Annotated in this window: 10 protein-coding genes and 1 pseudogene; all 11 read right to left on the bottom strand. The window is 69.6% G+C overall.

Annotation, left to right across the window (positions count from 1 at the left end; all coding sequences use genetic code 11):
• Positions 1 to 17 precede the first annotated feature (17 nt).
• The 11 genes and pseudogenes from KRR39_RS18000 to KRR39_RS18050 all read right to left on the bottom strand — a co-directional run bounded on the left by KRR39_RS18000 (position 18) and on the right by KRR39_RS18050 (position 11,880).
• Positions 18 to 941, bottom strand: coding sequence for a TIM barrel protein (locus tag KRR39_RS18000; protein WP_216938847.1), 924 nt, complete (start codon positions 939 to 941; stop codon positions 18 to 20).
• Between the two features lie 11 nt (positions 942 to 952).
• A pseudogene (locus KRR39_RS18005) lies at positions 953 to 2,450 on the bottom strand (CoA-acylating methylmalonate-semialdehyde dehydrogenase).
• Between the two features lie 82 nt (positions 2,451 to 2,532).
• On the bottom strand, positions 2,533 to 2,712 hold the full coding sequence (locus KRR39_RS25110) for a universal stress protein (protein WP_254185238.1): 180 nt from the start codon (positions 2,710 to 2,712) through the stop codon (positions 2,533 to 2,535).
• Between the two features lie 236 nt (positions 2,713 to 2,948).
• Positions 2,949 to 3,773 carry an ATP-binding cassette domain-containing protein gene (locus KRR39_RS18015; RefSeq protein ID WP_216938848.1) on the bottom strand — a complete coding sequence of 275 codons (825 nt, stop codon included), beginning with the start codon at positions 3,771 to 3,773 and terminating at the stop codon, positions 2,949 to 2,951.
• Positions 3,774 to 3,775: 2 nt separating this feature from the next.
• Positions 3,776 to 4,840, bottom strand: coding sequence for an ABC transporter permease (locus tag KRR39_RS18020; RefSeq protein ID WP_216938849.1), 1,065 nt, complete (start codon positions 4,838 to 4,840; stop codon positions 3,776 to 3,778).
• Positions 4,841 to 4,913: 73 nt separating this feature from the next.
• Complete coding sequence (locus KRR39_RS18025; RefSeq protein ID WP_216938850.1) at positions 4,914 to 5,906, bottom strand: substrate-binding domain-containing protein; 993 nt, start codon at positions 5,904 to 5,906, stop codon at positions 4,914 to 4,916.
• A gap of 251 nt (positions 5,907 to 6,157) precedes the next feature.
• Positions 6,158 to 8,110 (bottom strand): 3D-(3,5/4)-trihydroxycyclohexane-1,2-dione acylhydrolase (decyclizing), encoded by a 1,953-nt coding sequence (gene iolD, locus KRR39_RS18030; protein WP_216938851.1) that lies wholly within the window; start codon positions 8,108 to 8,110, stop codon positions 6,158 to 6,160.
• The gene (gene iolB, locus KRR39_RS18035) at positions 8,107 to 9,036 is read right to left on the bottom strand and encodes a 5-deoxy-glucuronate isomerase (protein WP_216938852.1); all 930 of its coding nucleotides are present in this window, start codon (positions 9,034 to 9,036) and stop codon (positions 8,107 to 8,109) included. The genes iolD and iolB overlap by 4 nt, the downstream gene beginning before the upstream one ends.
• Positions 9,033 to 9,914 (bottom strand): class I fructose-bisphosphate aldolase, encoded by an 882-nt coding sequence (locus KRR39_RS18040; RefSeq protein ID WP_216942784.1) that lies wholly within the window; start codon positions 9,912 to 9,914, stop codon positions 9,033 to 9,035. Before KRR39_RS18040 ends, iolB begins: the two co-directional genes overlap by 4 nt.
• A 5-nt stretch (positions 9,915 to 9,919) precedes the next feature.
• Positions 9,920 to 10,879 carry a 5-dehydro-2-deoxygluconokinase gene (gene iolC, locus KRR39_RS18045; protein ID WP_302053509.1) on the bottom strand — a complete coding sequence of 320 codons (960 nt, stop codon included), beginning with the start codon at positions 10,877 to 10,879 and terminating at the stop codon, positions 9,920 to 9,922.
• The gene (locus KRR39_RS18050) at positions 10,876 to 11,880 is read right to left on the bottom strand and encodes a Gfo/Idh/MocA family protein (protein ID WP_216938853.1); all 1,005 of its coding nucleotides are present in this window, start codon (positions 11,878 to 11,880) and stop codon (positions 10,876 to 10,878) included. The genes iolC and KRR39_RS18050 overlap by 4 nt, the downstream gene beginning before the upstream one ends.
• Positions 11,881 to 12,025: the final 145 nt, after the last annotated feature.

The following is a 12,025-nucleotide window of genomic DNA, read 5'->3' on the forward strand; positions in this document are numbered from 1 at the left end:
GTCCGTGTGCCTGCGCCTCAGTAGGGCCAGCGGCGGACCGGGCCGAGGCCGCAGCCGACGTAGTAGCCGGCGGTCCGGGCCCCGATGGGCAACGGGATGTGCGGCTCGACGGGGTAGAGGTCCTGCTCGATCACCGCGAAGATCTCCCGGTCCAGCGCGCCGAGCGCGTCGAGCAGCGGCGGCATGTCCGGCACGCCGTACGGCGGCTCGCACATGACGCCGAGCTTGACCGCCTCGGCGAGCGAGACCTTCTCGGCGAGCACCCGGGCCCGGACCACCGGGTCGACCGACTTGAGGTGGACGTAGGTGATGCGCTCGGGGAACTGCTCGATGATCTCCAGGTTGTCGCCGTCGCAGTAGGCGACGTGCCCGGTGTCCAGGCAGAGGTTCACCAGCTCCGGATCCGTGTCGTTGAGGAACCGTGCGATCCGTTCCTGGGTGTCGACGTGGGTGTCGGCGTGCGGGTGGAAGACCAGCTTGACGCCGTGCTCCTCGAGCAGGAACCGGGCCAGCTCGTCGGTGCCGGTCACGAGGTTCTTCCACTGCTCGGGGTCGATGTCCGCGCCTTGCGTGGACTCACCGGTGTGCTGGTCGGTGTACTGCTCCGGCAGGTGCACCAGGTACTCCGCGCCCACGGCGGCCAGCAGCTTGGCCTCCTGCCCGAACTCCACCTTGGCCTTCTCCAGCGCCTCCGCGCCCTTGTGCAGGCCCGCGAAGACGGTGCCTCCGCAGACGGTGAGGCCGCGTCGCGCCAGCTCCTCGTTCAGCCGAGCCGGGTCCTGGGGCATGAATCCCTGGGGCCCCAGCTCGGTGTAGACGTATCCCACCCGGGCGATCTCGTCGAGGTACACCTCCCAGGTGACCTGGTGCGGGTCTTCCGGGAACCACACCCCCCACGAGTCGGGGGCGGTGCCGAGGCGGAGCCGGGACAGGTCGGCCATCTCGGGTCTCCCTACTTCGAGGTCGGGAAGTGGAAGCTGGCCTCGCTGGCGTGGCTGGCCCTCGGCCAGCGCGCGGTGACCACCTTGGCGCGGGTGTAGAAGCCGACGCCCTCGGGTCCGTGCACGTGCTTGTCACCGAACAGCGAGTCCTTCCAGCCCCCGAAGGAGTAGAACGCCATCGGGACCGGGACGGGCACGTTGATCCCGATCATCCCGACGTGCACCCCCCGCTGGAACCGCCGGGCGGTCTCGCCGCTGGAGGTGAAGATCGCGGTGCCGTTGCCGTAGGGGTTGCTGTTGATCAGCGCGATGGCTTCGTCGACGTCGTCGGCGCGGACCACGGACAGCACCGGACCGAAGATCTCCTGCGTGTACACGTCCATGTCGGTGGTGACGTCGTCGATGACGGTGGGGCCCACGAAGAAGCCGTCCTCGTGCCCGTCCACCACGTACCCGCGGCCGTCGACGGCGATGCTCGCCCCCTGGGTCTCACCGGTCTCGATGAGACCGACGATCCGCTGCTGCGCCTCGCGCGTCACGACCGGACCCATCTCACTGTCCGAGTCGCGGCCGGAGCCCACCTTGACCGCGCGCGCCCGCTCGCTGACCGCCGCGACGATCGCGTCCGCCGCACCCCCCACGGCGACGACCGCGGAGATGGCCATGCACCGCTCCCCCGCCGACCCGAACGCGGCAGCCGCGAGATGGTCCGCGGCGAAGTCGACGTCCGCGTCGGGCATGACGATGGCGTGGTTCTTGGCCCCTCCGAGAGCCTGGACCCGCTTGCCGGTGGCCGTCCCCCCGCTCGTGGATGTAGCGCGCGATCGGCGTCGACCCGACGAAGGAGACCGCCGCGACGTCCGGGGAGTCCAGGATCGTGTCGACCGCCACCTTGTCGCCGTGCACGACGTTGAAGACGCCGTCGGGCAGACCGGCCTCCTGCCAGAGCTCGGCGATCCGCATCGAGGCCGACGGGTCCCGCTCGCTGGGCTTGAGGACGAAGGTGTTGCCGCAGGCGATGGCCACCGGGAACATCCACATCGGCACCATGGCCGGGAAGTTGAACGGCGTGATGCCGGCGACGACGCCGAGCGGCTCCCGGAAGGAGTACGTGTCGACGTCGGTGGACACCTGGTCGGAGAAGTCTCCCTTGAGCAGGCTCGGGATGCCACAGGCGAACTCGACGACCTCGAGGCCGCGCTGCACCTCTCCCAGCGCGTCCGAGAGGACCTTGCCGTGCTCGTCCGTGATCAGCTCGGCGATCTCGCCGGCGCGAGCGTTCACGAGCTCGCGGAAGGCGAACAGCACCTTGGCACGGCGGCTCACGGACGTCTGCGACCACTCGACGAACGCGTCCTTGGCGGCGGCGATCGCCGCGTGGACGTCTGCCTCCGACCCCAGGCACACCTCGGCCTGCTGCTGGCCGGTCGCCGGGTTGAAGACGGCGGCGGTGCGGTCGCTGCTGCCGGCGGTGGTCTTGCCGGCGATCCAGTGCTCGATGGTCCTCAACATGGGCCTTCTCTCATCAGTAAGCATGATCGGGAACTCTCACGAGGTCGTTCTTACACGGGACAGGTGCGTCGACGCTCGCTCACGGTGCCTTGACCACGAGCACCGGCAGCTTCGCCTCGAGGATGACCGTCTGGGCCACGCTGCCCAGGAGCGCCTTGCCTACAGGTGAGCGTCGTCGGGCGCCGATGACGAGCAGGTCCGCGTCGACGGCGTCGACCAGCCCGAGCAGGGCGTCGCCGAGGTCGCCCCCGGCGGTCACCAGGTGGAGCTTCCACGTGATGGGGGGGCCCGTCCCCCACGACCTTCTCGATCTCGTCGGAGACACCGAGCCGGTAGGCCTCCTTGTTGTCGGCGTCGATCGACGCGACGACGTGCAGCACGGCCAGATCCGTGTCGCGGTATCTCGCTTCCCGCACGGCCTCGAAGAGCGCCTTGCGACTGGTTGCCGATACCTGGTGGGCCACAGCGACGGTCATCGGGAGCAACCTCCTCTCGTCACGAGCCGGGACGCTTGAGCTCGTGGGACAGCTCGGTCAGCTCGTCCCCGCCGGCCATCTGACGGGTGAGCTCGTCGAGGCCGACCTCGGACCGCTTTTTGTCCAGCACGGCCTCGCCCAGCTTGAGGATGATGAAGTGGTCGCCGACCAGGTAGGCGTGGTGCGGGTTGTGGGTGATGAACACGACGCCCAGGCCGGCGTCCCGCGCAGCCGCGGTGTACTTGAGCACCACGCCGGACTGCTTGACTCCCAGGGCAGCGGTCGGCTCGTCGAGGATCAGCACCCGCGCACCGAAGTAGACCGCTCGGGCGATGGCGACACACTGTCGCTGCCCGCCCGACAGGGTCCCGATGGGCTGGTCGATGTCCTTGACGACGATCCCCATCTTGCGCAGCTCCTCGTCCGCGATCCTCTTCATGTCGCGGATCTTGAGGCCTGCGAAGGGGTACGTCCCGTTCGTCATCTCGGAGCCGAGGAAGAAGTTGCGCCACACCTCCATCAGCGAGACGACGGCAAGGTCCTGGTAGACGGTGGCGATGCCGTGCGCCAACGACTCCCGCGGCGACGAGAAGGACACCGGCTTGCCGTCGACGAGGAGCTCGCCCTCGTTGTGGGGGTGCAGGCCGGAGATGATCTTGATCAGGGTCGACTTGCCGGCGCCGTTGTCCCCGAGCACACAGGTGACCTCCCCCGCCTTGACCGTGAGGTTGATGCCCTTGAGCGCCCGGATGGCTCCGTAGGTCTTGCCCACGTTCACCATCTCGACGAGCTTCTCGCCTTCGTGCAGCTCGGGATCGGCGTGCTCGTGCAGAGTGTCGGTCATGGCTAGCCCACCTTCCGGGTGGTCGAGAGCTTCTTGACGTAGAGGTTGACGATGACCGCCAGCAGCAGCATGACGCCGAGGAAGGCCTTGAACCAGTTGGGGTCCCAGCCTGCGTAGACGATGCACAGGTTCGTCATACCGAAGATGAAGGCGCCGATCGCCACGCCGAAGGCGTTGCCGTACCCACCCGTCAGCAGCGTTCCACCCACGACCGCCGCGATGATGTAGAGGAACTCGTTCCCGACGCCGTTGCCGGCCTGCAGCACGTTGAAGTTGTAGAGGTAGTGCATGCCCGTGAACCAGGCCAGGAACGACACGGTCATGAACAGGCCGACCTTGACCTTCAGCACCGGGACACCGACGGCCCGGGCGCTGTCCGCGTTGCCGCCGACGGCGTAGATCCAGTTGCCGATCCTCGTCCGTTGGAGGATGTAGCCGGACATCGCTACGAACAACAGCCACCAGATCACGGTGATCGGCAACGTCACGCCGAAGACGTGGAACTCGTGCGCGAAGACGGCGTTCAGGAAGCTGTAGCCGTCCATCTGGTTGATGTTGGGGCTCGAGACCGATCCGGTGATCAGCTTGGTCACGCCCAGGTTCGCACCCTGCAGGACGAAGAACGTGCCGAGGGTGATCAAGAAGCTGGGGATGCCGGTTCTCATCACGAGGTAACCGTTGATGAAGCCCACCAACAGGCAGAACACCAGCGAGAGGACCGCTCCCACGATCAGGTTGATGCCGAGCTCGTAGCAGAACATCGCGTTGAACAGCCCTGCCGCGGTCACGGTGACGCCGGCGGAGAGGTCGAACTCGCCACCGATCATCAGCATGCCGACACCCACGGCCACGATGCCGATGGTGGAGGCCTGGTAGAGCACCGTGAAGAACGAGTCGGCCGACCGGAACGCCGGCGCGACGATGAGGAAGAAGATGAAGATGACGATGGCGGCGACCAGGGCGCCCACTTCGGGTCGGGCGAGCAGGCGGTTGGACAGGCCGAGGGTCACCCGATTCGAGGACTCCGCCGGCGCGGACGACGGTGGGGCTTTGGTGGTGTGGCTCATGGTTTGCTCCGTTGGCTGATCCGCGAGGGATGGTCGGCACGCAGCCGCCGACCACCCCTGCGGGAGGTGCGGACTAGCGGGTGTTGTTCTCCACGAAGGGCAGGATCTTGTCGATGTTGGTCTTGTCGACGAACGACGGACCGGTCAGCACGGGGCCGCCGCCGCCCATGATGTTGCCGTTCTTCTTGAACAGGTAGAGCTGGCTGATGGCCAGGTAGCCCTGGAGGTAGGGCTGCTGGTCGATGCAGAACTGGAGGTCGCCGGCCTTCACTGCCTGGGCCGCGTCGATGTTCAGGTCGAAGGTGCCGACCTTGGCCTTGCTGTTCGTCGCCTTGATGGCCTTGATCGTGTCCAGCGCCTGGGCGGCGCCGAGGGTGATGACCCAGTCGACGTCCTTGTCCTGGCTGAGCTTGGCCTGGATCGAGGAGGTGACCGCGGAGTCGTCCGCCCCGTTGACCTGGATGTTCTCGGTGTTCGGGAAGGAGTCCTTGACACCCTTGCAGCGGTCCTCCAGGGCGACCGACCCGGCCTGCTGGATCGTGCACAGGATCTTCGTGGCTCCGGCGGCCTTCGCCTTCTCCCCCGCCTGCTGGCCCGCCAGGAACTCGTCGGACGAGAAGTGCGTGAGGGCGCCCGCCTGCTTCCAGAAGTCGGAACCGGAGTTGAAGCTGTCGACGGGGATACCGGCGGCGACTGCCTTCTTGACGGACGGGATGAGCGCGTCCGGCGTGACCAGGGTGGTAGCGATCCCGTCGACGTGCGAGTCGATCGCGTTCTGGATGAGGACGGCCTGCTTCGTCGCGTCGGGGTCCGCGGAGTACTTCAGCGTGGAGCCGGTGTCCTTGGCTGCCTGGTTCGCGCCTGCCTTGATCCGGTCCCAGAACGTGTCACCCGGCGTCTCGTGGGTGATCATCGCGAAGGTGTAGCCGGAGTTGCCGCCGCCGCCGCCGCTGCCGCCGGTGTCGGTGTTCTTGGGTGCACCTCCCCCGCTGCAGGCAGAGACGAGGAGGGCGCACGCGGCGACGAGGGCCAGGGCGCCGCCTTTCCGTGGTCGAGACAGGTTCATCGGGACGTTCCTTTCGTCATGAACACACTTCCGCCCGACAGGGACGGGAGGCGGGGGTCGCTTCCGATACGGCTGGGCCTGGGACCTGAGCGAGAGCTCATGCGGCGACCTCCACCTCCGGGTGCCGGCGGGATACCGGCGGGACCTCAGCCTTCCGAAGCGATCCATCTCCTGTCAAGCATTTGTCCTAACATATTGATCTCAGACGGCAGGCGCCGTCAGCTTCGACAGAACCGAGTCGCGCCAAGTCGTCACAAGAGGGGCGCTTCGCCCGCTGGCGGCGTGACGAAGCTTCGCTGGGTGCTCCGGTGCTCCTCGTAGCGCTGGTAGGCGCTCCGGGTCGAGTCCAGCTGCGAGACCTCGCTGACCGGGACGTCCCACCACGCCCGGCTGTCCGGCGCGTAGACCGTCGGGTCCGTGTTGACATGGATGACGACGGGTCCGGCGTCCGCCGGCGACTGCTTGGCCGTCCGGATGGCCTTCTCGAGGTCGTCGCGGGACGCGACCTCGATGACGTGCACGCCCAGGCTCCGGGCGTTGGCGGCGAGGTCCACGGGCAGGACGTCACCGTCGAGCCGGCCGTCGGGGTCCCGGTAGCGGTACCGGGTGCCGAACCGTTGCGAGCCCAGCTCCTCCGACAGCGACCCGATCGAGTGGAAGCCGTGGTTCTGCACCAGCACGACGATGACCTTGACGCGCTCCTGGACCGCGGTGACCAGCTCCGTGGGCATCATCAGGTAGCCGCCGTCGCCGACCATCGCGAAGACGTCGCGGGTCTCGTCGGCGAGGCGCACCCCGATCGAGGCCGGCACCTCGTATCCCATGCAGGAGTAGCCGTACTCGACGTGGTACCCCTTGCGGTCCCGCACCCGCCACAGCTTGTGGAGGTCTCCCGGCATCGACCCGGCCGCGCAGAGCACGACGTCGCGCGGGTCGCTCAGCTCGTTGACCAGGCCGAGCACCGTGCCCTGGGTGAGCAGGCCCGGCTCCAGCCGGTCGGTGACCGAGGCAGGCGGGTCGTAGGCGGCCTCCACCTCGGCGTCCCACTCCCGCCACAGTCTCGCCTGCTCCTCGCGGTAGTCGTCCCCCACGGAGTGGTCGCCGAGCGCCTCGGCGAGGCCGGTCAGCGACTCGCGGGCGTCGGCCACCACGGACAGCCCGGCCTGCTTGCCGGCGTCGTAGCCGGCGATGTTGAGGTTGACGAAGCGCACCTCGGGGTTCTGGAAGACCGTCCGGGACGCCGTCGTGAAGTCGCTCCACCGCGTCCCCACGCCGATCACGACGTCCGCCTCGCCCGCCAGTGCGTTGGCGGCCGTCGTCCCCGTGGAGCCCACGGCACCCATCAGCTGCGGGTGGCCGTGCGGGAGCGATCCCTTGCCTGCCTGGGTCTCCCCCACCGGGATCCCGGTCCGGGCGCACAGGTCCAGCAGGGCCCGCTCGGCGCCCGAGTAGTGCACCCCTCCCCCGGCGACGATCATCGGCCGCCGGGCGGCGCGGACCACCTCCGCGGCCGCGACGACGCGGGCGTGCTCGGCCGGGGGCCTGGCCACGTGCCACGTGCGGTCGGCGAACAGCTCGACGGGCCAGTCGTGCGCCTCCGCCTGGACGTCCTGCGGCAGCGCCAGGGTGACGGCCCCGGTCTCCGCGGGATCGGTGAGCACGCGCATCGCCTGGAGCAGCGCGGAGGGCAGCTGCTCGGCGCGCCAGACCCGGTCGAAGTACCGGGAGACCGGGCGGAACGCGTCGTTGACGGTCACGTCCCCGGCGTACGGCGCCTCGAGCTCCTGCAGCACCGGCGCCGACCGCCGCGTCGCGAACGTGTCCGAGGCGAGCAGCAGCACGGGAAGCCGGTTGATGGTCGCCAGCGCGGCCCCGGTCACCATGTTCGTCGAGCCCGGACCCACCGACGCGGTGCAGACCCAGGTCTGCAGCCGGTCCTTCTGCCGCGCGTAGGCGACGGAGGTGTGCACCATCGCCTGCTCGTTGCGCGCCAGCACGTAGGGCAGCGCCGGCCGGTTGCCGGCGTCGAGCGCCTTCGTCTCGTGCTGCAGCAGCGCCTGACCGATGCCGGCGACGTTGCCGTGCCCGAAGATGCCGAAGCAGCCGGCGAACAGCCGCTGCCGCTCGCCGTCCCGCTCCGACCACTGCACCGCCAGGAACTCGACCGTCGCCTGGGCGACGGTGAGTCGGACCGTCTCGCTCATCGGGGCTCCCCTCCCACTGGCAGCCTGGGGTCGACCGCCATGCCTTCCCACGTCTGACGCACCCAGCCGTGGCTCGGGTCGTCGCAGATCAGCCAGGCCCGCTGGTCGCCGGGGCCGGCCATCACGTTCAGGTAGTACAGGTCGTAGCCGGGCGCGGCCATCGACGGCCCGTGCCAGCCGTGCGGCACCAGGACCACGTCCCCCGTGCGCACCTCGGCGAAGACGTCGATGGGCCGCTCGGCGGTGCCGTAGACCCGCTGGTACCCCACCGGGTCCTGGCCTCCGGTCGTGGGAGCACCACCCTCGACCTGGGTCTCGAAGTAGTAGATCTCCTCGAGCTCGGTCTCCACCCCGTCCCGGTCCTCGTCGTGCTTGTGCGGGGGGTACGAGCTCCAGTTGCCCGCCGGGGTGACCACCTCCACCGCGATGATCGAGTCGGCTTCGAGCGAGCCGGGAGCGGCGAAGTTCCGGACCTCCCGCGAACAGCTCCCGGCCCCCCGCAGCTCGACCGGGACCTCGTCCGCCAAGACGTGCCGGAAGGCGGTCTCCGCGCGTCCGTCGCGCACCCGCGCCGCGCAGATCGCGATCCGGGAACCGGCGGCGGTGCCGGACACCTCGAGCCTCGACCCCGCGGGCACGTAGGCCACGTCCGTGCTGCCGGCGAAGACCGATGCCCGACCCAGCAGGGCGGCCTGGTGCGTCGTCCCGGCGGAGTCGGTGCACGCGACCGACGCGGCTCCGGACAGGGGGACGACGACGTACTCCCAGCCGGGCTCCGCGGTCGACCAGCACTCGCCGACGTCCAGGGTGACGACCCGCAGCCCCGTGTGCTGCCAGCCGGGGAGCGAATGGTCGACGAGCACGTCACAGCCGTCGCGCCGCGCGGAGCCGCTCGGCAGGAACCACTGCGACCGGCTCTCGCTCATCGGGACCCCGGGGTGACCCCGTGCACCAGCTCGGCCGCGATGTCCACGGCGGCGGCCACGTCGCCGTCCGGCGGGAACAGCAGCGCCCGACCGATGACGAGCCCGCGCACGGCCGGCAGCTCGAGGGCCTTGCCCCAGGACGCGTAGGTGTCCGCCGGGTCCCCCTGGGGATCCCCGCCGAGCAGCAGGGTGGGCATGGTGGTGGCTTCCATCACCCGGGCGAGCTCGTCGACGACCGGCAGCTTCAGCCAGGTGTGGGCGCTGCTGGCCCCGAGCCCCGCCGCGATGTGGATGGACCGGATCGTGTTGTCCGGGTCGAGCAGGTTCGTCACCCGACCACCGTGGACGACGGACATGAAGGGCTCCACCATCGCCATCAGGCGGCGTTCGGCGAGCTCGCTCACGGCCCTCCCGGTGCTCTCCAGCGTCGCGACGGTCCCCGGCTCGGACAGGCAGATGCGGGTCAGCATCTTGCCGCCGTCGAGGCCACGCGCGGCGATCTCGGCGGCTGTGTAGGCGGTGAACCGGTCATCGAGCTCGAAGCTCGCGCCCTGGAGCCCGCCGCGGTTCATCGAACCGATGACCAGCTTGCCCTCCAGGACACCCATCAGCAGCAGGTCGTCGAGGATGTCGGGGGTTCCCAGCACGCCGTCGACCCCGGGCCGCGCGAGCGCGGTCGCCAGTCTCTCCAGCAGGTCCGGACGGCTCGCCATCGCCATCGCCTCGGAGCGCACCCCGAGGGCGCCGCGGGCGGGGTGGTCGGCGGCAACGAGCAGCAGCCGCCCGTCTGCCCCGAGCAGGGGGCGCTTGGCGCGGGCGTCCCAGCCTTCTGCGATCCGGTGCGGCTCGCGGGCGCGGATCTCGGTGAGGTCCACCATCGCTGTCACGACTTCCTCCCACTGTCTCGGCTGGCGAGAGCCTGTTCGATCTCCGCCTCGTCCGGCATGGCGGTGGAGCATTCCAGCCGTCCGGCGACCAGGGCCCCGGCGACGTTGGCGAACTCGAGGATGCGTCGCAGCCCCCACCCGGCGAGGAGGCCGTGCACCAGCGCCCCGCCGAAGGCGTCGCCGGCACCGAGGCCGTTGACGACGTCGACCGGATGGGGAGGCACCTCGACCCGCTCGTCCGCAGTCGCCGCCAGCACGCCCTTGGGGCCCTGCTTGACGACGGCGAGCTCGAGGCCGCGCTCGAGCAGGGCGTCGGCGGCACGCTGCGGGTCGGTCTCACCGACCGCCACCTCGCACTCCTCACGGTTCCCGACGGCCACGGTGACGTGCTCGAGCGCCTTGCCGACCTCCGTGGAGGCCTCGGCGGGGTCCGCCCAGAACATCGGCCGGTAGTCGAGGTCCAAGATCGTGTGGCGGCGGCGGGCCCGGGCCTCCCAGGCGGCGGCGTGGGCCGCACGGGAGGGCTCCTGGGACAGCCCGGTGACCGTGGCCCAGAACACCTCGGCGTCACGGATCGCCTCGAGCGGCAGGTCGGCCGCGGTGATCTGCAGGTCCGGTGCAGTGGGGTAGCGGTAGAAGTACAGCGGGAAGTCGTCCGGGGGGAAGACCTCGCAGAAGGTCACCGGCGTCGGCGGCCCCTCACCGGCCGTGATGAAGGTGGGGTCCACGCCGAGGCGCTCCGCCTCGAGGCGCACGTACCGGCCGAACGGATCCTGGCCGGTGCGGGTCACCAGCGCCGTACGGCGTCCGTAGCGGGCGGCGGCGACGGCCACGTTGGTCGCGCTCCCGCCGAGGAACTTCTGGAACGTCTGCACCTCCTCGAGCCCGACACCGTGCTCGAGCGGGTAGATGTCGACGCCCGTGCGTCCCATCGACACCAGGTCGAAACCAGTCACGTCGCGTCTCCGATCTCGTTCATCTCCACGGCGCGTCCGGTCGCGCGTGACAGCTCGCAGGCCTCGGCGACCCGGAACGCCTGCAGGGAGTCCGCCACCGTGCAGGGACTGTCGGTCCGCCCGGCCACCACGTCGCAGAACGCGGCCAGCTCGGTGCGGTAGGCGGGGAGGAACCGTTCCATGAAGGACCACTTGCGGGGGCCGCACGGGTAGTCGACGCCGGCCTCGGCCGAGCGGACGGCCAGCGAGTCGTCGTACCCGACGCCGATGGTCCCCTCCGAGCCCATCACCTCCATCCGCACGTCGTGACCACCACCGTTGTACCGAGTGGCAGAGACGGTGACCAGGGTCCCGTCGTCGAGGGTCAGCACCGCGGCAGCCGTGTCGACGTCCCCCGCGTCGGCGAAGAAGCTCGCGCCCTTGTTGGCACCGACGGCGTAGACGCTGGCGACCTCGCGACCGGTCACGAACCGGAGCACGTCGAAGTCGTGGATGCTGCAGTCGCGGAACAGACCTCCGCTGGTCGGGATGTACGCCGCGGGCGGTGGTGACTGGTCGTGCGTGTTCGCCCGGACCGTGTGGAGGAAGCCCAGCTCCCCGCTGACGACGGCCTCCCGCGCACGCCGGTAGCCGGCGTCGAACCGGCGCTGGAAGCCGACCTGCACCGGGACCTCGGCCTCCTCGACGAGACGCACCAGTTCGATCGTCTCGGAGAGCGTTGACGCCACGGGCTTCTCGCAGAAGACAGGGACCTTCGCGGTCAGGGCCGCGCGGAGCGCCGGGGCGTGCCCGGACGTCGAGGTCGTGATGACGAGGGCGTCCACCCTCGTCAGCAGGTCGTCGAGGTCCGGAGAGAGCTCGTACCCGTTGGCCTCGGCCAGCCGGGCGGCGCCCTCGGGCAGCACATCGGTCAGCACGATCTGCTCGACGTCCTCGAGCGCTGCCAAGGTCGATGCGTGGAAGGCACCGATCCGTCCTGTGCCTGCCAGTCCGATTCGCATGGGTCAGATGTCCCGTTCTGTCGCGGTTGGGAGTCGCGGGTCGTCGATGACCAGTACAGGAAACGATGCAGGCTGCGCGTCAACGCGTCAATAGTTTGTCCTTACGTCATTACTTGACCATGACCTGATGAGGCTCCGCTAGAAT

The organism is Nocardioides panacis (assembly GCF_019039255.1).
In the GTDB taxonomy this organism is placed as follows: domain Bacteria; phylum Actinomycetota; class Actinomycetes; order Propionibacteriales; family Nocardioidaceae; genus Nocardioides_B; species Nocardioides_B panacis.